This window comes from Kribbella sp. NPDC050820, from assembly GCF_040653975.1.
In the GTDB taxonomy this organism is placed as follows: domain Bacteria; phylum Actinomycetota; class Actinomycetes; order Propionibacteriales; family Kribbellaceae; genus Kribbella.
The window spans coordinates 1-19,880 of sequence record NZ_JBFAHB010000006.1 but is presented as its reverse complement, the minus strand read 5'-3'; the positions used below and the strand labels follow the sequence as shown (position 1 = coordinate 19,880).

Genomic DNA, 19,880 nt, shown 5'->3' with positions numbered 1-19,880 from the left:
GAAGCCCGTCCCGATGCGCACGCATTGGATCGTTCTGACCGTGCTGCTCGTCTGCCTGTCGAGCATGTTGCTGCTGAACGGCTACACGCACCACATGTTCGGCGCCGAGCCCGACGGGGCGGTCAAGGCTGCCGGCTCGGCCGAGTCGGTGCCGGAGGCGATCGTCAAGGGCGGGCCGGTGGTCGACGCCGCGCCGGACCGGCCGCGGTCCGTGGCGCCCAAGGCCCGCACGATCGCGCTGACCTTCGACGACGGTCCGGATCCGGTCTGGACCCCAAGGATTCTCGACCTGCTGAAGGCGCAGCAGGTCAAGGCGACGTTCTTCGTGGTCGGCACCGAGGTCGCCGCCCATCCGGAGCTGGCCCGCCGAATCGTTGCTGAGGGCCACCAAATCGGCGTGCACACGTTCACCCACGCCAACCTGAGTACGGCGGCCGGCTGGCGCCGATCGCTCGAGCTCCGGCAGAGCCAGCTGATCCTGGCCGGCGCGACCGGGATGAGCACGCCGCTGCTCCGGCCGCCGTACTCGTCCGAGCCCAGCGCACTCACCGATGCGGACTGGACCGCCATCGAGGCCGCCCGCCAGGACGGCTACCTCACCGTGCTGAGCACGCAGGACAGCGAGGACTGGCGACGGCCGGGTACGACGAAGGTCATCGCCAACTCGATGCCGCGCGGGACTGCCGGCCAGGTGCTGCTCATGCACGACGCGGGTGGCGACCGGAGCGAGACCGTCGACGCGCTGGCGAAGCTGATCCCGACGCTGAAGAAGCGCGGGTTCACGTTCGCCACCGTGAGCGACGCCGTCGGGCTGCCGCAGCCGGTCCACAAGGCGAGCCTGATCGAGCGCGGGCGCGGCCTGGCCGCGATCTGGGCGATGCGGATCAGCGACGGCGTCCTGACGCTGCTGACCTGGTTCCTGTACGCCGCCGGCGCGCTGAGCGTGCTGCGAGCGATCACCACGGTGGTCGCGGCCCGGCGGCACGCGCGCCAGCGGGACTGGTCGTGGGGCGATCCCGTCACCGAGCCGGTCAGCGTGATCGTCCCGGCGTACAACGAGAGTGCCGGGATCGAGGCCGCCATCCGCTCGCTGGTCGCCTCGGACCATCCGATCGAGGTGATCGTCGTCGACGACGGCTCGACCGACGGTACGGCGGACATCGTCGAGGCGATGCGGATCCCGGGTGTCCGGGTGATCCGGCAGGCGAACGCGGGCAAGCCGGTCGCGCTGAACACCGGGCTGCAGGCGGCCCACTTCGACCTGATCGTGATGGTCGACGGCGACACGGTCTTCCAGCCGGACACCGTGCGGATGCTCATCCAGCCGTTCGCGGACCCGTCGGTCGGCGCGGTGTCGGGGAACGCGAAGGTCGGCAATAGGCGTGGTCTGCTCGGTCGCTGGCAGCACATCGAGTACGTGATCGGCTTCAACCTCGACCGGCGGCTGTTCGACCTGGCCGAGTGCATGCCGACCGTCCCCGGTGCGGTCGGCGGCTTCCGTCGTACGGCGCTGGAACGTATCGGCGGCCTCAGCGACGTCACGCTGGCCGAGGACACCGACCTGACGATGGCGCTGTGCCGCGACGGCTGGCACGTGGTCTACGAAGAGCGTGCGATCGCGTGGACCGAGGCGCCGGCGTCGCTGGGTGCACTGTGGCGGCAGCGGTACCGCTGGTGCTACGGGACGCTGCAGGCGATGTGGAAGCACCGTGGTGCGTGGGTCCAGCGCGGCCAGGCGGGCAAGCTGGGTCGACGCGGGCTGAGCTACCTCCTGCTGTTCCAGGTCCTGCTGCCGCTGCTGGCGCCGGTGGTGGACGTGTTCGCGCTCTACGGCCTGCTCTTCCTCGATCCATGGCGGGTGGGCGTGGTGTGGCTGGGCTTCCTGGCGTTGCAGTTCGGGATGGGCTTCTACGCCTTCCGGCTGGACGGTGAACGGGCCGGACCGCTGTGGACGCTGCCGCTGCAGCAGCTCGTCTACCGGCAACTGATGTACCTGGTCGTCATCCAGTCCGTGTTCACCGCGCTGGCCGGCTCGCGCCTGCGCTGGCAAAGGATGGAACGCTACGGAAGTCTGTCCGCCCGCCCGAGCACCGAAGGTTTTCCCTAAACCGCGGGCAAATTTCCGGCGATGGCTTCCGGATCAGCCATCCGTCCACGCAAGATCTCCGGCAACCGGCCGCCCGCCCAGCGGCCCGACCCGGAGGAGCGCAATCAGATGCGATCTTTCATCACCCGTCCACGCGCCCTGGCGGTCATGCTGGCCGGCACGGCGCTCACCTTCAGCCCGCTGGGTGGTCAGGCGACCGCCAAGCTTCCCGCAGACCTCCCGTTGGACTGTCACGTCCCAGCGGCGAGCGCGTCCGCCAAGGGCGGGCACGGCCCGGACACCCGGGAGGTGTCGGCCGCCGAGCAGAAGGCGATCGAGGCCCGGACCGCGCAGATCCTGAAGGCCAAGGCTGCTCGTGGCATCGGTGTGCCGAAGGGTGCGCTGGCGGCCGCGAGCGTGCCCGTCTACGTGCACGTGATGCGTGACGCGGCCGGCAACGGCGACGTCACCGACACCCAGATCGCGCAGCAGATCGCCGTACTGAACCAGACGTTCGCCGGGCAGGAGTCGTCCGCCGCGGCTAACACCGGCTTCACCTTCACGCTGGCCGGGACGTTCCGCTACAACAACAACAACTGGCACAAGGACAAGCAGAGCGCCACGTACCGCAAGCAGACCCGCAAGGGCGGCGCGAACGCGCTGAACGTCTGGCTGGTCGACTTCGCCTACCTCGGGATCGCCACGTTCCCGTGGGACTACGACCGCAACCCGGGCGTCGATGGCATCCGCGTGCACTTCGACTCGCTGCCGGGCGGCGGGATCGCCAACTACAACCTGGGTGAGACCGCGACCCACGAGGCCGGGCACTGGTTCGGTCTGTACCACACGTTCCAGGGCGGCTGCACCGCCACGAACGACGAGGTCGCCGACACTCCGGCGCAGGGCAGCCCCACCAACGGCTGCCCCGAGGGCCGTGACTCCTGCTCGCTGCCGGGTCTCGACCCGATCCACAACTACATGGATTACTCGTACGACTCCTGCTACAACCAGTTCACCCCTGACCAGAGCACCCGCATCAGCAACATGTGGACGGCCTACAGGGCCTAGGCTGTGAGGCGTGGTCACCCCGGCATGCGTGGCCGGGGTGGCCATCTCAGTTCGGGGTGATGCCGTCGAGCAGGCGGCGTAGGCCCCAGAGGTACTGGTCCGTGGTGATGAAGCGCGACATCGTCGGCGCCGCCGCGGCCGAGCGCGGGAACATCTCCGCCGGGATCTGCGCGAACCCGGCCCGCCGCCGCGCCACCCGGTCGTCTTCTGACGGCAGCGGACCGGCTCCGGTCTCGTCGGCCACCTCGAGCGCGATCGAGCCGAGGACGTAGACGATCAGCAGGTACGTCGCCCGCGCCGCATCGGCCGGGTCGAGTCCAGCGCCGATCAGCACGTCCAGCAAGCGCTCGTTCAGCGCGGTCGTCCGCGGGCCATCCATCGGGCCGCTCATCAGCAACGCGGCCGCCCCCGGGTGTGCAACCAGCCGAAGGCGTAGGCCGATCGCCAGCGCCTCCACGCGCTCCCGCCACGGCGCGCCCTCGTCGGCGAACGCCCCGCCGTCCGCCTCGCCCAGCAGCTTCTCCACCAGCGCCCGGTCGACCGCCGCCTTGTCGGGGAAGTAGGTGTAGACCGCGTTCGGCGCCACGCCGACCTTCGCCGCGATGCCCCGGATCGACGCCGCCGACCCCTCGTCGAGCAGCTCCAGCGCCGCGGTCAGCAGCTCGTCCTCGGTCAACGTCCGCCGCGGCCCCGGCCGGCCTCTTGTCGCCATCCGCCCTCCTAACTCTGGACAGCGTACAGGATTGCCTGCATGCTAACTCTGTACGCCGTACAATTTTGGGAGGGAATCCAGATGCGTCGCATCACCGGGGGACTGTTCGTCGTCAGCGCCGTCAGCTTCGCCATCGCCGCCGGCGTGCTGTCGGCCACCTTCGACTGGCCGGACATCCTGCGCGAACCGGCCGGCACCGTGCTCACCTCGTTCACCGAGGGCGGGCCGGGACTGGTCTGGACCTGGTTCGCCACCGCCTGGACCTACGGCCTGCTCGCGATCCCGATCCTGATGTTGCCCCAAGCAATCAATCGGGAGTCGTCGACGGTGTTGCGAGTCGCCACCGCGCTCGGCGCCGCGTCGGTGCTGCTGTCGCTGATCGGGTTCCTGCGCTGGGTGTTCGTCGTACCGCCGCTGGCTCGGGCCTACGCCGACGGCGACCAGGCGGTCGCGGCCGCGTGGACCGCGCAGCACCAGTACGGCGGTGCGCTGCTCGGCGAGCACCTCGGGCAGCTCCTGGCCATCGCGTGGAGCATCGGCGTCAGCGTGGTCATCCTGCACACGAACGCCGTACCCCGCTGGATCGGCTGGGGCGGACTGCTCGCGAGCGTTCTCTACTTCACCAACCAAGGCGACGTCATGGCGACCGTGCTCCCCGACTTCCCGGTCTGGGATGCCGCCGGACTCATCGGCAGCACCGCCTGGGGAGTGTGGACGATCCTGCTCGGTCTGATGCTGCTCGTCAGACGAGGTACCGATCGCCTAGCTGGGTGATACGGAGCCAGCGGGAGCCGTAGGGGTCCAAGCCCAGCTCGAGTACGCCGTCCTCGCGGACGCTCGCCGTACCGTCCTGGAGGAGGTCGATGGCCTGGACGCCGACTCCGTTGCCGGCGACCGCGAGGGTCACGTGAGCTGGTTCGTCGGCGAAGTTGTGAACGGCGACGACGCGGCCGCCCTCGTACTCGGAAAGGTGGGCGAACACCGATGGCGCCTCGGACTCGAGGACCGTGTACTTGCCCCAGGACAGCTCCGGGCACTCGCGGTAGCGCAGCACCAACTGCTTGATCCAGCTCAGCAGCGAGTCGGGATCACGGCGCTGGGCGGCGACGTTGACGTGCTCCGGTCCGTACTCGCCTTCGGTGACGGGTACGGCCAGGTCGTTCGGGTCCGCGGTCGAGAAGCCACCGTTCGGGTCGGCCGTCCACTGCATCGGCGTGCGGACCGCGTTCCGCCCTTCCACAGCGAGGTTCTCGCCCATGCCGATCTCCTCACCGTAGAACAGCACCGGCGTGCCAGGCAGCGAGAAGAGCAGGCTGTAGACCAGCTTGAGCCGGTCCGGGTCGTTGCCGAGCATCGGCGGCAGCCGGCGGCGCAGACCGCGGCCGTAGAGCTGCATGCCCTCCTCGGGACCGAAGGCGTCGAACACCTCCTGCCGCTCGTCGTCGGAGAGCTTGTCCAGCGTGAGCTCGTCGTGGTTGCGCACGAACGTGCCCCACTGCGCCTCCTCCGGCGGGTCCGGCCGCTCCCGCAACGCCTTCACCAGTTCGGCGGGATCGCTGCGCGCCAGCGACAGGTAGAGCCGCTGCATGGCGATGAAGTCGAACGACATGGTCAGCTCGTCGCCGTCCTCATCACCGAAGAACTGCCGGGTCTCCTTGTACGGCAGGTTGACCTCGCCGAGCAGCATCGCCTGCCCACTCCGCCGGGACAGGAACGCCCGCAGGTCACGCAGGTAGTCATGCGGGTCCGGCAGGTCCGCCGCGTCGAGTGAGCCCGCCGGGTCGATCAGGAACGGTACGGCGTCCACGCGGAACCCGGACAGCCCCAGCCGCAGCCAGAAGCCGATCACCCGCATGATCTCCTCGCGCACCGCGGGATTGGTGATGTCGAGGTCCGGCTGGTGCTTGTAGAACCGGTGCAGGTAGTACTGGCCGGCCTCCTCGTCGTACTGCCAGAGGCTCTGCTCCTGGTCGGGGAACACGATGCCCTTGTCGGCGCCCGGCGGCGGCTCGTCCCGCCACACGTACCAGTCCCGGTACGGCGACTCGCGCGACGCCCGCGCACTCCGGAACCACGGGTGCTGGTCGGAGGTGTGATTGACGACCAGGTCGGCGATCACCCGCATCCCGCGGTCCTGGGCGAGCGTGATCAGCTCGACCAGGTCGCCGTGCGTCCCCAGCCGTGGGTCGACGCCATAGAAGTCGGTGATGTCGTAGCCGTCGTCTCGGTCCGGTGTCGGGTAGAACGGCATCAGCCACAGGCACGTCACGCCCAGCTCGGCCAGGTGGTCGATCCGCTGGCTCACGCCGCGCAGGTCGCCGCGCCCGTCGCCGTCGGTGTCGAAGAAGGTCTCGACATCGAGGCAGTACACCACTGCGTTCTTCCACCAGACATCCGCGGTCTCGGTCAGCCTCATGCCTTCGCGGTGCCCCGCAACATGGCGAGCTACACCGGTCGTGGACTGATCTGCGTGTAATCAGGCAGTCACGTGGAGTAGGTTCGTTGGCATGCTGAAACGGGCTGTCGTGCTTGCCGGGGTTCTCTTGCTCGTCACCGCCGGATCTTCTGCCGACAAGCAGTTCATCGTCGGCGGGACGCTGGCGAGTGTCAGCGAGGCGCCGTGGGCGGTGGTCGTGACCAACACGCAGTCCTCGCGGCCGACCGGGCTGTGGTGTGGTGGCGTCCTGCTCGCACCTGACAAGGTCCTGACCGCCGCGCACTGCATGACGAAGCCGGTCTCGACGTACGGCGCGATCCAAGGACGCGCCAACCTCAGTGACAACTCGACCGGCCGGGTGTCCGGGATCAGCAAGATCTGGATCCACCCCGGGTACAACACCAAGAACAACCGCAACGACTTCGCGATCCTCACGCTGGCCAAGCCGTTCGCGGGCGTGCCGTTGATCGCACTCGAGACGAACCCCAACGCCGATCGGCGCGGTGTCACGCTGACCGTCTACGGCTGGGGCGACACCGCGGACACCGGCCCGGACGACACCTTGCAGAAGGCCGCCGTACCCGATCTCGGCGACGACGCCTGCCTGGCGAACAAGGAGTACGTCGCCAACGGGTACGCCGCCGCGTCGAACGTCTGCGCCGGCAACGGCAGCACCGACGCCTGCCAGGGCGACTCCGGCGGTCCGCTCGTCCTGAACGGCCGCCTGCTGGCCACTGTGTCCTGGGGCAAGGGCTGCGCCGACGCCGATTTTCCCGGCGTCTACGCGGAAATCGCGCCAGTGGCTGAGACCCTGGCTCAACAGGTTCGTTAACCCGAAACATACCTGTCAGTACCGGTCTCAGGTCGTCACCGCTCGGACACAGCGGGAAAACACCATGTCTTTACCTTTCTGGTCAGCTACTTCGTTGCCCAGTGAGGAGAAGGCATGGCGCAGACCAGACGTCAGTTCCTGCAGCAGGTCGGTATCACCGGTGGAGCCGGTGTCATGTACTCCACGATGTCGGCGCTCGGCCTCACGGGCGTCGCCGAGACGCCCGCGTACGCCGCCCCGTCGCGAGTCGAACTGAACGGCCACGGCCGCAAGCACATCGTCGTCCTCGGTGCCGGCATCGCCGGGCTGACCTCTGCGTACGAACTGCTGAAGGCCGGCTACAAGGTCACCCTGCTCGAGGCTCGCACCCGTCCCGGCGGCCGAAACTGGACCGTCCGCGGCGGCACCGTGGAGACCGACCTGGCAGGCAACACCCAGCGGGCGACGTTCTCGTCCGGTCAGTACATGAACGCGGGACCGGCCCGCCTGCCGCAGCACCACGTGACCCTCGACTACTGCCGCGAGCTCGGCGTGGCGATCGAGCCGTTCATCAACCAGAACGCGGACGCCTACCTGTACCGCGAAGGCACCACAGCCCTGTCCAACAAGCCCATTCGGCACCGCACCGCCAAGGCCGACGCCTACGGCTACGTCGCCGAGATGCTCGCCAAGGCCACCGACCAGGGTGCACTCGACAGTCAGCTCACCGCCACCGACAAGGCAGCGCTGATCAGCTTCCTCAGCAGCTTCGGCGCGATCGGGAACAAGGCGGCCGGATTCGCCTACACCGGGACCGACGGCCGCCGCGGCTACACCGTCGAGCCCGGCGCCGGCCTGGAGGGCGGGACGACCGAGGCGCCGTACGCGCTGAGCGACGTGTTCGCCAGCGGGGTCGGCAACTACTTCTCGTTCGAGTTCGGCTGGGACCAGGCGATGATGATGTTCCAGCCGGTCGGCGGGATGGACCGGATCCCGTACGCGTTCGAGAAGGCGATCGGCAAGGAGAAGATCCAGTACGGCGCCGAGGTCACCGGCCTGCGCAACACCACGGAAGGCGTCGAGGTCACCTACAAAACCGGGACCCGAACCCGGGTGATCGCCGCGGACTACGCGATCTGCACACTGCCGCCGCACCTGGCCGCGAAGGTCCCGTCGAACCTGCCCACCCCGATCCTCGACGCGCTGAAGTACGCCCGCCCGACGAACGCGGGCAAGATCGGCATCGAGTACGGCCGGCGCTGGTGGGAGGAGGACCACCGGATCTACGGCGGGATCACCAACAGCAACCTCGACACGGTCAACACCTGGTACCCGTCCAGCGGCTTCCACGGCCGCCGCGGCACCGTCATCGGGTACTACAACACCGGCGCGAACGCCAACGTGTACGGCGCTCTGACACCGGCCGCGCGACTGGACCGAGCCCTGATGCAAGGCACCAAGATCCACGGCGACGTGTACGGCAAGGACGTCAAGGCGGCCTTCTCGGTCAACTGGCTGGGCACCAAGTACTCCGAAGCAGCCTGGGTCAGCTGGCCGTCCCAGACCGACGGGGTCTACGCCCGGCTGCTCGATGCCACCGGCAACATCTACTTCGCCGGCGACCACCTGTCGCACGCCATCGCCTGGCAGCACGGCGCGATGACGTCGGCCCGCGCGACTGTGACCGCTCTGCACAGCCGGGTGGTGGCGAGCCGATGAGGAAGCGTGCACTGATCGCCGGTGTCGCGGCGGTCGCGATCTCCTTCAGCGCCGGCGCCGGTACGGCGGCCGGTTGGTGGGACAAGCCGAAGCCGCCACGACCGGGCACGGTCGCTCCGGTCCTGCCGGCCGGCCAGGCCAACCCGATGATCGCCAGTGGTGTCGGCATCGGGGCCAACACACCGATCTACAAGACGAGCGGGCTCGGCCCGTCCGCCCTCAACACCGGCGCTCCGGCCGGATCGGAAGCGTCGTACGTCGACACCGTCGTCTTCCCGGGTGGGACGCTGCCGGCCGGTGTCACGATCACCGAGGCCCAGGGCATCAACGTGCTGCGGCGGATCGGCGAGAACCTGCAGGCCCAGGGTCTCTCGTACGCCGACGTGTACACGATGCGCGTCTTCCTGCAGAACCCGGCCGGCGCCGCCACCGCCGACTTCGCCGGCTGGAACCGCGCCTACCGCCAGTACTTCGCCAACACCGACCTGACCACCGGGAACTACGTCCCGGTCCCGCTCGGTACGGCGGCGCCCGCCAAGCCGTTCGTGGTCAACAAGGCCCGCCCGTCCCGCTTCGCCCTCGAGATCGAGAACCTCCCGGTCAACGGCTGGCTGGTCGAAGTCGAGGTCGACGCGGCGTACCCCGCCCAGCGCTGACCACCTCGCCGGGGCCCTGGTTCGAGCAGGGTCCCGGCGTAGGCTGGCCGATGGGGGTGGGGCGGATGCGGCACGGGATCTACTTGCCGAACCAGGGGCCGTTTGCGGATCCCGCCGTACTGGCGGAGCTCGCACGGACGGCCGAGGCGGCGGGTTGGGACGGGTTCTTCGTGTGGGACGAGTTGCTGCCGTTGCATGCCCACAGCGAAGCGGTCGCGGCCATGCTCGGCGACTCCGATGATGCAGCGGACGCGATGGTGGCGTTGGCCGCGGTGGCGGCGGCGACCGAACGGATTCGCTTCGGCCCGCTCGTCACCGCGGTGGCACGGTTGCGACCGGAAGCCTTCGCCAAACAGACCGCCACTCTGGACCGGCTGTCCGGCGGCCGGCTGATCCTCGGCGTCGGGCTCGGCCACCCGGACGACCAGTTCACCGCCTTCGGCATCGACGCGGACCTGAAGACCCGCGCCACGATGGTCGACGAGTTCCTCGACCTGGTGGCCCGCCTGTGGACCGGGGAGCGCGTCGACTTCGAGGGCAACTACTACAACTGCGTCGGCGCCGCCCTCCGCCCCACGCCGATCCAGCAGCCACGGATCCCGATCTGGATCGGCGCCGGCGGCTCCTACCGCGCACCCCGCCGCCGGGCCGCTCGCTGGGACGGGTTCGCGCCCGCCAGCGAGCAGTGGCCGACCGTGGTCATCCCGCCCGAGACGTACGCCGCGATCGCCGCCGAGCTGCAGGCCACGCGATCCGCCCGTCCCTTCGACCTGGTCCTGATCGGGAACGCCGACGCCACCGAACCAACACAGCCAAGCCTCCGGCAGTACGAGCGCCACGGCGTCAACTGGCTGCTGACCCAGGCGCTCACCGTGGCGGACGCGCAGACGCGCATCCGCCTCGGCCCGCCACCTCCAGGTCCGCCCCGCTGACGCTCAGGCCATGCGCTCGTACGCCGGAAGCGTGAGGAAGTCCGCGTAGTCGTCGGCCAGCGCCGTCTCCAGGAAGAGCTCGCGAGCCGCCTTGAAGCGGCCGGAGTCTTCGCCGAGCTTGGCGATCTCCTCGTCGGCGATCCGCTGGACCAGGTCGGTCGTGACGGTCTCGCCGGTGTCCAGGACGACGCCGTTCTGCCGCCACTGCCAGATCTGGGAGCGGGAGATCTCGGCGGTCGCGGCGTCCTCCATCAGGTCGAAGATGCCGACCGCACCGGTCCCCTCCAGCCAGGCCGCCAGATACTGGATCGCGACGCTCACGTTGTTCCGCAGCCCGGCCTCGGTTACCGCACCTGGCGTCGCGGCGACGTCGAGCAGGTCCGCGGCGGTGACGGACACGTCCTCCCGCAGCTTGCCGAGCTGGTTGGGCTCCGCACCCAGCACCGAGTCGAAGACGGTCCGGCAGGTCTCGACCATGCCGGGATGCGCGACCCACGACCCGTCGAACCCGTCACCGGCCTCGCGCCGCTTGTCCGCCTCGACCTTCGCGAACGCCTGCTCGTTCACCGCCGGGTCCTTGCTCGGGATGAACGCCGCCATCCCGCCGATCGCGTGCGCGCCGCGCTTGTGGCAGGTCCGAACCAGCAGCTCGGTGTACGCGCGCATGAACGGCACCGTCATCGTGACGCTGTTGCGGTCCGGGAGCTGGAAGTCCGTGCCCCGGGTCCGGTGCGTCTTGATCACGCTGAACATGTAGTCCCAGCGGCCCGCGTTCAGCCCGGCCGAGTGCTCCCGCAGCTCGTAGAGGATCTCCTCCATCTCGAACGCGGCCGGGTAGGTCTCGATCAGCACGGTGGCCCGGATCGTGCCGCGCGGGATCCCGAGGTACTCCTGCGCGGTCACGAACACGTCGTTCCACAGCCGCGCCTCCAGGTGCGACTCCATCTTCGGCAGGTAGAAGTACGGTCCCTGGCCGCGGTCGAGCTGCAGCTGTCCACAGGCGGCCAGGTAGAGGGCGAAGTCGACCAGCGAACCGGACACCGGCTCGCCGTCGACCACGATGTGCTTCTCCGGCAGGTGCCAGCCCCGCGGCCGGACGACGATGGTGGCAAGCTCGTCGTCCGGCTTCAGGGCGTAGCTCTTGGTGTCGGTGCTGAAGTCGATCCGTCGGGTGATCGCGTCCAGCAGGTTCAGCTGACCGCCGACCACGTTTTCCCACAGCGGGGTGTTCGCGTCCTCCTGGTCGGCCAGCCAGACCTTGGCGCCGGAGTTCAGGGCGTTGATCGTCATCTTTCGGTCGGTCGGCCCGGTGATCTCCACCCGCCGGTCCACCAGTCCGGGCGCGGCCGGGGCGACCCGCCAGTCCGGGTCGTCCCGCACGTCCTTGGTCTCCGGCAGGAACTCCAGCGACGCCCCGCCCTCGATCGCCGCCACCCGCTCCCGCCGGCGCTCGAGCAGTTCGAGCCGGCGAGCGCCGTACTCCCGGTGCAACGTCTCGATCAACCCGAGCGCACGCTCGGTGAGGATCTCGTCGTACCGCTCGTTGATCGGCCCGGTGACGTCGATTGACACAGAAGGCTCCTTAGCTGAGTACTACGACTTCGTGATCGGTGATCCGGTCTACTCCGACCGTAATCCAGCCGTCCTGCGCGGTCACCTCCGCCTCCACGCCGGCGACCAGGAAACGGGCCCGGCCGGCCGCTGCCCGCACCCGGACGGTGAACGGCCCGACCGGCGTGAGCTCCTCCAGCCGGCCCCGCCACGCCCCGCCCTGGTCGAGGTTGACCAGGTGCAGGATGTGCGCGTCGCCCTGCTGGTAGAGCTGGCAGTCGAGGACGCCGGCGCCCTCGACCTGCAGCGGGATGCCGTCGTGCCGCACCAGGTTCGCCAGCAGCCGGCCGTGGTCCGGATGATGGTGCAGCGCGTACTGCCGATCGAGGTCCGCCGCGAGGTACGTCGTCCGCTCGCCGACCACGAGCGCCGGGATGTCACTCCACGGCTCGGCCATCCACGACAGCTCCGGCGGGTAGATCGGGAACGGCCGCACGTAGGTCAGCGCCGCCCCGGTCGCCTCGACCAGCTCCAACTGTCCCCCGAACGGCAGCAGGTCCGTGTCGTCGAAGCCGTCGGCCACCGCCCGGTCTTCGATCCGCAGGTACGTGTGGGCGTCGTACGTCTCCCAGTCGACCTTGCCCGCCTCGAGCCGCTTGCCCTGATGCCGTACGCCGAGCAGTTCGGCGAGCGCGAAGTCGTCCCGCCGATCCCCCCACTCGTCGTACAGGCTCGACTCCCCGGTGACCACGAGCCGCCCGCCGCCTTCGACGTACGCCGTCAACGCCTCGCACTGCGCATCGGTGAGCACTCCGACGTTCGGCACGACCAGTACGGCGAAGCGCGAGTCGACCTCATGGGTCGGCAGGTACGGGATCCGGGCCCGGACCAGGGCGTCGACCCACCCCCGATAGGGCAACTGGCTCGTCGTCTCCGGAGCGTCCTTGCCGTGGAAGTCCACACTGCGCTGACTCCACAGCAACCCGACCGTCGCGACCGGCTCGCGGTCGACCAGGTAGGCCTCGTTCGCGGCATGCCAGCCGAACAGCGGCTCAGCCGTCGCGTACTGCCGACGGTCCTCGTGCACCGATCCGATGTGGTGCCACCACGGCTGGATCCCGCCGGCGAACCCCTCCACCGCCCACATGCGGGCCTCCGGCTCCGGCTTGCTGCCGAGGCGGAACGTCGGCGTGCCCGCGTCGTACATGGCCGTGCTCTCCGGGATCAGCGTGTCCCAGCCGAGCAGGCCGTGCAGCCGCTTGCCGCTGTCGGCGTTCGCCTGGAAGCCGGACTCCTCGTGCCGCCACTGCGAGTCCAGCATGAAGATCGGGGTGCGTTTGCAGATCTCCACGTCGTCCCGCAGTCGCTTGCTCTGCGCAACGAGCTCGCCACCGTTCATCCCGATCCACAGGCAGTCCGGGCCGCCCGCGCGCCGGGTCACCTCGTTGTTCAGGTCCCAGACCGCGAGCCGCCGCTCGTAGCTCCACCGGATCCACTGCCGGTACGCCGGATCCGCCCAGTCGACTCCCGTCGGCAAGTCCTGGCCGAAGCTGTCCCGGCAGTTCGGGCAGTAGCAGATGCTGTCCCGGCCGAGACCGCTCCAACTGTTGTCGGTGATCCCGTCCGGCGCGCTCCGCTCGACGATCTCCTCGAGGATCCCGGTCAGGAAGTCCTCGTAGTACGGCCCGGTCACGCAGGCGACGTACAGCTTCCCGGCCCGATAAGGGTTGCCGTCGGCATCGACCGCGAACCAGTCCGGATGGGCGTCGTACAGCGGCTGGTGGGCCCGGTTGGAGTCCATCCGGGCCAGCACCGTGAGGCCGTCCGCCTTGGCTAGCTCGACGATCTCGCCGTACAGGTCGCGATCGCCGAGGAACTCAGCGCGGTGCTGCAGGTCGAACTTGCTCGGGTAGTAGGCGACGATCCCGCCGGCGTTGACGATCACCCCTTGGACCTTGGTACGACGCCAGTGGTCCCGCCACCACTCGGCGTCGTACCGCACCGGGTCCTTCTCGGTGAGGTTCGTCTGCGCCCACCGCAGGGTCCGCTGGTGCCAAGGCTTCACGGCAGGCTCCGGACCGCGTCCCCCGCACCGGACAGGTTCTCCAGCAGCATCTCGGAGTACTTCCGGCTCAGTACGACGCCCTCCGCGCCACCCTCGAATGCGGCCAGCGTCGCGTCCCGGACTGACTCGCGGGTGCACTGGGTCAGGTCACCCTCGTTGTCGTCCCAGTTGATCTTGGTCCCGAGGTCGCGTGGCTGCTCCAGCCGCTGCTTCGTGACGCCGACCGGGATGTCGATGTCGATGCCGGGGTAGATCGCGCTCTGCCCGGCCACGCCCGCGACCGCACGCGCAGTCTCACGACGCACGTAGTCGGCGGTGAACCCGGTCTGCGGCAGCTTCTCGTAGTCGCCCTCGTCGAGCTGCAGCAGCTTCATCATCACCGGGTAGACATCCTCCGGATCCGCGTCGGCGAACAGCGCGCCGCAGATGCTCTTCACCCAGGTGAAGAACCGTGGCCCGGCACAGTTGTTGTAGATGACCACCTTGATGAAGTCGGAGAACTTCGCCATCTCGGTGTAGTCCTGGTCGGCCCGGTAGAACGGGCTGAACGAGATGTTGTGGTAGACGTGCCAGCCGACCTGCACCTCGGGCGAGATCGCCTTGGCGACGCCGTAGATGTCGCGGTACAGCTGCCGCTGGCTCTCGGTCCACAGCGTCTGCCAGGCGAGCGCCTCGGGGAAGTTCAGCAGGATCCGCCAGAACGTCACGAACGCGCCGTCGACCGGCCGCTCACCGGCGCCGACCCGCTGGTTCCACTCGACCAGCTCACGGAAGCCGCGCATCGCGCGCTCGACGTCGATCCCACGGTCGCGGGCGATCTGCCGGCAGTGCGGGCAGAAGCAGCCGATCTCGGGGACGTCGACAGTGCCCTGCATCAGCATGTTCAGTGGGCCCGGCCGCTCCGAGCACCACGCGAGACCGTCCAGCTGGTAGCTCTGCAGGTAGTCCTCGACGAACCCGAGGTGCCAGTTGCGGTAGTCCGGGTTGTTGAAGCACGGCCGGCGGCCGGGCCGTCCCCACGCGTCCACCTCGAGCACCTTGACGAAGTTCGGGTAGGTCCGCAGCTGGCGGGCGCCGCCGCTCTCCTCCATCCAGGCGAACGACTTCATCCCGCGCTCGCGGGCCTTCGGCACGACCTCGCCGAGCAGGTCGAACTCCGGGTTCTCCGGCGCCTTGCCGACCGCGCCGAGCACGGTGTTGCCGTAGTACTGCGGATGCGGCGTGGCGTAGTTGCCGCCGACCCAGCCGAGGTCGTACTCGGCGCCGCCGTGGTCGGGAATCGGGTGCCCGGGGATCTGGCGTCCGCCGGTGCCCCGGGTCCAGGTCGGCGTGGCCAGGAACAGCGCGTTCACCGCGCCGCGGTCGGCCAGGATGTCCAGTGTCTGGTCGACGCCTTCGTCGACGAACGAAACCGCTCCGATCTGCATGGCAACGAGCCGGTCCGGCACGGTGCTCACCCCTTCATTCCTGTCATCGTGATGCCCTGGATGAAATAGCGCTGCGCAAAGAGGAAGACGGCGATGACGGGGACCACCGACACGGTCGCCCCGCACATCAGCAGACTGATCTGGGTGAAGTACTCGCCCTGGAACTGGGCTAGCGCCACCGGCAGCGTCTGCAGGTTCTCGGAATTGATGTAGATCAGCGGACCGAACAGGTCGTTCCACGACTCGAGGAAGGTGAACACCCCGATCGCGGCCAGGGCCGGCTTGGTCTGCGGCAGCATGATCCGCCAGTAGATGCCGAACGTGGACGCCCCGTCGATCTTGCCGGCGTCCTCGAGCTCCTGCGGGATGGTCAGGAAGGACTGCCGCATCAGGAACGTCGCGAACACCGGCGTGAGCACCTTCGGCACCCACAGCGGGTACTGCGTGTCCACCCAGCCGATCTGGCGGAACACGATGTACTGCGGGATCAGGTAGGCGATGCCGGGGATGATCGAGGTGGCCAACAGCACCATGAACGCGAAGTCCCGGCCGGCGAACCGCAGCCGCGCGAACGCGTAGCCGGCCATCGACGCCACGATCAGGATGCCGACCACGTTCAGCCCGGCCAGCTTGACGCTGTTCCAGAGGAAGACCGGGATCAGCTCGAAGATCTGCCGGTAGTTCTCCCACTGCGCGTCCTTCGGCAGGAACTGCGGCGGCACCGAGAGCACCTTCGCCTCCGGCCGCAGCGACGCGCTGATCATCCAGACCAGCGGCGCCAGGAAGACCACCGCGAACAGCGACATCACGACGTACTGCGAGGTCCTGCTCACCAGCCTCATGAGTAGAACACCCACCTCTTCTGGAGCTTCCACTGCAGGAAGGTGACGGCCGCGATCACCGCGAAGAGGATCCACGCCATCGCCGAGGCGTAGCCGACCTTCCCGAAGCTGAACGCGTTCTGGTAGATGTTGAAGATGTAGACGCTGGTGGCGTGGCCGGGCCCGCCCTTGGTCATCACGTAGATCAGGCCGAACACCTGGAACGACGTGATGAACTGCGTGATCAGCAGGAACAGGAAGTGCGGGGTCAGCAACGGCAGCGTGATGAACCGCAGCCGCTGCAGCGCCCCGGCGCCGTCGATCCTCGCGGACTCGAAGTACTCGTTCGGCAGGCCCTGCAGGCCCGCGAGCAGGATGATCATCGGGTAGCCGATGCCCTGCCAGACGCTGACCATGATCACCGCCGGCATCGCCCAGGTCGAGCTCGACAGCCACTGCGGCCCGGTGATCCCGACCTGGCCGAGCAGCCCGTTGACCACGCCGTTGTCCGGCTGGAAGAACCAGAACCAGACGAACCCGATCGCGACCACGTTCGTCACGTACGGCGCGAAGTACGCCGTCCGGAAGAACGCGACCCCGCGGATCGGCCGGGCGCACAGCAGTGCCAGCACCAGGCCGATCCCGATCGTCAGCGGGATGCTCGCCAGCGTGAAGTAGATGGTGTTCTTGAACGTCTGCAGGAACAGCGGGTCGTCCCCGAACAGGTCGGCGAAGTTCTTCAGGCCCACGAACTCCGGCGCCGAGATCCCGTTCCAGTCGGTCAGCGAGGCGCCGATCGAGACCAGGATCGGGAAGAACTGGAACGCCACCACCCCGACCACGATCGGGCTGATGAACAGCCAGCCGACCAGGGTCTGCCGGCGGCGCGCCCGCCGTACCTCGGCCTCCCGGTTCGGCGCCACGACCTCGGCCACCGGCTGCCTCGTCGGTGTTGTCGTTGCCATTGGCATCAACCCTTCAAGGCGTCGTCCACCTGCGGCTTGATCTGGCTCAGCACGTCGCCGACCGGCTTCTCGCAGTTGTAGGCCTGGTCCAGCGCTGGCCGGTACAGCTCGCGGGCGCCGAGCGTGTTCTTGGTCTGGTTGGTCGCGGTCAGGTGGTTCGCGGCCTCACCGAACAGCCCGATGTGCTCGGGCATCTTGCCGCCCGGCGCCAGCTGGGCCGCGACCTTCTTGTTGATCGGCGTGAACGCGCCACCCTGCAGGAGGATCTTGCCGCCCTCCTCGCCGGCCAGGAACTTCAGCAGTTCCCACGCCTGGTCCGGGTTCTTCGCCGCCTTCGGGATGCAGAACACGATCACGCTGGCCTCGGTCTTCTGCTGCACGTCGGCCGGGGGTGGCGCGACGTCCCAGGTGAAGTCCTTGATCGTGGTCCGCATGTACGGCACGGTGCCGAAGGTCGCGAACATCATCGCGATCTTCCCCTGCGCGAACAGCTGGTTCTGCACGTTGTCCTGCTGCAGCGCGGACCACGGTGGTTGCACCTTGTCCTTGCAGGTCAGGTCGGTCGCCCACTGCAGCGCCTCGACCTCCTTGGCGCCGGGCAGCGTGAACTGGGCGCCGTCGGTGGAGTAGATGCCGGTCTCGCTGCCGTGGTTGACCGTGAACGTCTGCTCGTAGCCGGTGTCGAGGTAGACCAAAGCGCCGTACTGCTTCTTCGCCGGGTCGGTCAGCTTCCTGGCCCGGTCGGCGAAGTCTGCCCAGGTCCAGCCGTCCGGCGACCAGGTGGTCGGCGGCAGCGGCACACCGGCCTGCTTGAACAGGTCGACGTTGTAGAAGATCAGGCGCGGCTCGTAGCCGAGCACCCAGGCGGTGTGCGAGCCGTCCGGCTGCTTGGGGAACTCGAACGCCTCCTTGGCGAACGCCGCGGTGTCCACGCCGTCCTTGTCGAGGTACGGCTTCAGGTCGAGCAGCGCCCCCTGCTCGGAGAAGCCGCGGACGAAGTCGTCGTTGATCCGCATCACGTCCGGCGGGCTGCCGCCGGCCAGCAGGGTGCGCATCTTGGTGTCGTACTCCTGGGTGACGGCCGGCTGCACCGTGACCTTCGCGCCGGACGACTTCTCGTAGGCCTGGATCGCCTGCTCGAGCGGCGTGCCCTTGACCTGCTGCCAGTTGAGGAAGGTCAGGCCCTTCCCGTCCCCGCCACCACCTGCGTTGCCGTTGCCACCACAGCCGGCCAGCATGCCGCCGGCCGCGAGTCCCGTCAGTCCGGCGAGAAACCTGCGGCGGCTCAGGTTGGAGTGGAATGTCTGCACCGGAATCTCCCATCCGCGAGGGATGAATACGTATACAATGAATACGTATACAGACCGTCTCGCGCGTGGTCAACGGCGAACGGCGACACTCTTCAGTAGGGTTTCGGATTCTGAGGACGAGGGGAGGGCGGATCATGACGCGACCACCGACGAGCCGTGATCTGGCACGCCTGGCCGGGGTCTCACAGGCCACGGTCTCGCGGGTGCTGACGAACAACCCGAAGGTCAACGCGGAGACGCGGGCCCGGGTGCTGCGGGTGCTGGAGGAGGCGAACTACACGCCGAACGCGCTGGCCCGGGCGATGAAGACCGGCCGGACCGACACCATCGGCGTGTTCATGACCCGGGTGACCAGCCCGTTCCACGCCGAGCTGCTGGACGAGATCGGCCGGGTGCTGAGCGCGCTCGGGTTGCACATGATCCTGTGGAACATCGAGCACGACCCGGAGGAGTCGGTCGGCAAGGTGCTCCAGCAGCGCCTGGTCGACGGGTTCCTGCTGACATCGGCGACGTACGACTCTTCCTTGCACACGATGGCGGTCGAGTCCGGCACACCGACCGTGCTGCTGCACCGCGGGATCGACGGCCTCGACTGCGACCAGGTGGTCGGCGACAACTGGCAGGGGGCGTACGACGCCGGCCGTTATCTGGTCGAGTCCGGCCACACCGACATCGGCCTGGTCACGCTGACGCACACCGGGAACACCTCCCGGGACCGCGACCTCGGCTTCCGCGCCGCGCTCGCCGACGCCGGGGTCAAGATCAAACCCAGCAACGTCGTGTCGGTCGGCGTACCGCATGCGGACGGTCATGCCGCGGCGCAGAAGCTGCTGTCGCGGAAGAAGCCGCCGACCGCGATCTACACCGTCACCGACCTGCTCGCCTTCGGCATCCTGGACGGCGCTCGCGCGCTCGGCGTCCGGGTGCCGGACGACGTCTGGGTGATCGGCTTCGACAACACGTCACTGGCCGCGTGGGAGGCGTTCGACCTCACGTCGGTCTCGCAACCGATCCACGCGATCGTGGAGAAGGGCATCGACCTGCTCCGCCGCCGCATCGAGGATCCCGAGCGGCCGACGGAGATCATCACCTTGCCGTGCCCGCTGGTGGTTCGGGGGTCAACCGGTGGGCGCTAGCCTCGGGAGGACGTCCTGGAGCAGTGCCGCGTGATCCTCGGGCTTGGACAGGCCCAGCTTCATCGTGTTGACGGCCAGGTGGGTGGCGCCTAGTGTCGCGTAAACGATGTTCTTTGACCGGGTTTGCAGTGGTCGAGTAGGTCGTCGGCGGTTTTGGTCCAGATGAAGGGTTGGCAGCGGTCGT

The 19,880-nt window shown here is 68.5% G+C and carries 16 protein-coding genes; 8 read left to right on the top strand and 8 right to left on the bottom strand.

Annotated elements, in window-relative coordinates; genetic code table 11:
- Window positions 1-13: 13 nt before the first annotated feature.
- Both AB0H36_RS07775 and AB0H36_RS07770 read left to right on the top strand, forming a co-directional pair.
- Window positions 14-2,107: a glycosyltransferase gene (locus tag AB0H36_RS07775; protein WP_360518274.1), complete on the top strand. Its 2,094-nt coding sequence runs from the start codon at window positions 14-16 to the stop codon at window positions 2,105-2,107.
- Between the two features lie 108 nt (window positions 2,108-2,215).
- Window positions 2,216-3,154, top strand: a complete 939-nt coding sequence (locus AB0H36_RS07770; protein WP_360518271.1) for a zinc metalloprotease — start codon at window positions 2,216-2,218, stop codon at window positions 3,152-3,154.
- A gap of 46 nt (window positions 3,155-3,200) precedes the next feature.
- Here AB0H36_RS07770 and AB0H36_RS07765 read toward each other — a convergent pair whose 3' ends face one another.
- The gene (locus tag AB0H36_RS07765) at window positions 3,201-3,866 is read right to left on the bottom strand and encodes a TetR/AcrR family transcriptional regulator C-terminal domain-containing protein (RefSeq protein ID WP_360518268.1); all 666 of its coding nucleotides are present in this window, start codon (window positions 3,864-3,866) and stop codon (window positions 3,201-3,203) included.
- 81 nt (window positions 3,867-3,947) lie between these two features.
- Here AB0H36_RS07765 and AB0H36_RS07760 point away from each other — a divergent pair, with 81 nt between their 5' ends.
- Window positions 3,948-4,640: a DUF4386 domain-containing protein gene (locus AB0H36_RS07760; RefSeq protein ID WP_360518265.1), complete on the top strand. Its 693-nt coding sequence runs from the start codon at window positions 3,948-3,950 to the stop codon at window positions 4,638-4,640.
- Here AB0H36_RS07760 and AB0H36_RS07755 read toward each other — a convergent pair.
- The gene (locus AB0H36_RS07755; protein WP_360518262.1) at window positions 4,609-6,282 is read right to left on the bottom strand and encodes an alpha-amylase family protein; all 1,674 of its coding nucleotides are present in this window, start codon (window positions 6,280-6,282) and stop codon (window positions 4,609-4,611) included. The genes AB0H36_RS07760 and AB0H36_RS07755 overlap by 32 nt on opposite strands.
- A gap of 91 nt (window positions 6,283-6,373) precedes the next feature.
- On the opposite strand from AB0H36_RS07755, the gene AB0H36_RS07750 reads away from it, so the two are divergent.
- The 4 genes from AB0H36_RS07750 to AB0H36_RS07735 all read left to right on the top strand — a co-directional run bounded on the left by AB0H36_RS07750 (window position 6,374) and on the right by AB0H36_RS07735 (window position 10,421).
- Window positions 6,374-7,135 (top strand): serine protease, encoded by a 762-nt coding sequence (locus AB0H36_RS07750; protein ID WP_360518259.1) that lies wholly within the window; start codon window positions 6,374-6,376, stop codon window positions 7,133-7,135.
- Between the two features lie 114 nt (window positions 7,136-7,249).
- Window positions 7,250-8,833, top strand: coding sequence for an FAD-dependent oxidoreductase (locus AB0H36_RS07745; protein WP_360518256.1), 1,584 nt, complete (start codon window positions 7,250-7,252; stop codon window positions 8,831-8,833).
- On the top strand, window positions 8,830-9,489 hold the full coding sequence (locus AB0H36_RS07740) for a Rid family hydrolase (RefSeq protein WP_360518253.1): 660 nt from the start codon (window positions 8,830-8,832) through the stop codon (window positions 9,487-9,489). The genes AB0H36_RS07745 and AB0H36_RS07740 overlap by 4 nt, the downstream gene beginning before the upstream one ends.
- A gap of 65 nt (window positions 9,490-9,554) precedes the next feature.
- Complete coding sequence (locus tag AB0H36_RS07735; RefSeq protein WP_360518250.1) at window positions 9,555-10,421, top strand: LLM class flavin-dependent oxidoreductase; 867 nt, start codon at window positions 9,555-9,557, stop codon at window positions 10,419-10,421.
- Between the two features lie 3 nt (window positions 10,422-10,424).
- Here the strand turns inward: AB0H36_RS07735 and aceB are convergent, their stop codons facing one another.
- From aceB to AB0H36_RS07705, 6 genes are read right to left on the bottom strand one after another with little or no spacing between them, the layout of a single operon-like run.
- The gene (gene aceB / locus AB0H36_RS07730) at window positions 10,425-11,993 is read right to left on the bottom strand and encodes a malate synthase A (protein WP_360518247.1); all 1,569 of its coding nucleotides are present in this window, start codon (window positions 11,991-11,993) and stop codon (window positions 10,425-10,427) included.
- Window positions 11,994-12,003: 10 nt separating this feature from the next.
- Window positions 12,004-14,037 carry an alpha-amylase family protein gene (locus AB0H36_RS07725; RefSeq protein ID WP_360518244.1) on the bottom strand — a complete coding sequence of 678 codons (2,034 nt, stop codon included), beginning with the start codon at window positions 14,035-14,037 and terminating at the stop codon, window positions 12,004-12,006.
- The gene (locus AB0H36_RS07720; protein WP_360518241.1) at window positions 14,034-15,494 is read right to left on the bottom strand and encodes a hypothetical protein; all 1,461 of its coding nucleotides are present in this window, start codon (window positions 15,492-15,494) and stop codon (window positions 14,034-14,036) included. The genes AB0H36_RS07725 and AB0H36_RS07720 overlap by 4 nt, the downstream gene beginning before the upstream one ends.
- Entirely contained in the window at window positions 15,491-16,297 is an 807-nt protein-coding gene (locus tag AB0H36_RS07715) for a carbohydrate ABC transporter permease (protein WP_360518238.1), read from the bottom strand. Before AB0H36_RS07715 ends, AB0H36_RS07720 begins: the two co-directional genes overlap by 4 nt.
- A 5-nt stretch (window positions 16,298-16,302) precedes the next feature.
- On the bottom strand, window positions 16,303-17,250 hold the full coding sequence (locus tag AB0H36_RS07710) for a sugar ABC transporter permease (protein WP_360518235.1): 948 nt from the start codon (window positions 17,248-17,250) through the stop codon (window positions 16,303-16,305).
- Window positions 17,251-17,255: 5 nt separating this feature from the next.
- A complete protein-coding gene (locus tag AB0H36_RS07705; RefSeq protein ID WP_360518232.1) occupies window positions 17,256-18,560 on the bottom strand; it encodes a sugar ABC transporter substrate-binding protein in 1,305 nt (434 codons plus the stop codon).
- Window positions 18,561-18,694: 134 nt separating this feature from the next.
- Here AB0H36_RS07705 and AB0H36_RS07700 point away from each other — a divergent pair, with 134 nt between their 5' ends.
- Window positions 18,695-19,696, top strand: a complete 1,002-nt coding sequence (locus AB0H36_RS07700) for a LacI family DNA-binding transcriptional regulator (protein WP_360518229.1) — start codon at window positions 18,695-18,697, stop codon at window positions 19,694-19,696.
- Window positions 19,697-19,880 lie beyond the last annotated feature (184 nt).

Excerpts from the sequence above, each read along its gene's own strand:
- AB0H36_RS07775 (WP_360518274.1), top strand. The coding sequence starts at position 14 with ATGCGCACGCATTGGATCGTTCTGACCGTGCTGCTCGTCTGCCTGTCG.
- AB0H36_RS07770 (WP_360518271.1), top strand. The coding sequence starts at position 2,216 with ATGCGATCTTTCATCACCCGTCCACGCGCCCTGGCGGTCATGCTGGCC.
- AB0H36_RS07765 (WP_360518268.1), bottom strand. The coding sequence starts at position 3,866 with ATGGCGACAAGAGGCCGGCCGGGGCCGCGGCGGACGTTGACCGAGGAC.
- AB0H36_RS07760 (WP_360518265.1), top strand. The coding sequence starts at position 3,948 with ATGCGTCGCATCACCGGGGGACTGTTCGTCGTCAGCGCCGTCAGCTTC.
- AB0H36_RS07755 (WP_360518262.1), bottom strand. The coding sequence starts at position 6,282 with ATGAGGCTGACCGAGACCGCGGATGTCTGGTGGAAGAACGCAGTGGTG.
- AB0H36_RS07750 (WP_360518259.1), top strand. The coding sequence starts at position 6,374 with ATGCTGAAACGGGCTGTCGTGCTTGCCGGGGTTCTCTTGCTCGTCACC.
- AB0H36_RS07745 (WP_360518256.1), top strand. The coding sequence starts at position 7,250 with ATGGCGCAGACCAGACGTCAGTTCCTGCAGCAGGTCGGTATCACCGGT.
- AB0H36_RS07740 (WP_360518253.1), top strand. The coding sequence starts at position 8,830 with ATGAGGAAGCGTGCACTGATCGCCGGTGTCGCGGCGGTCGCGATCTCC.
- AB0H36_RS07735 (WP_360518250.1), top strand. The coding sequence starts at position 9,555 with ATGCGGCACGGGATCTACTTGCCGAACCAGGGGCCGTTTGCGGATCCC.
- AB0H36_RS07710 (WP_360518235.1), bottom strand. The coding sequence starts at position 17,250 with ATGGCAACGACAACACCGACGAGGCAGCCGGTGGCCGAGGTCGTGGCG.
- AB0H36_RS07700 (WP_360518229.1), top strand. The coding sequence starts at position 18,695 with ATGACGCGACCACCGACGAGCCGTGATCTGGCACGCCTGGCCGGGGTC.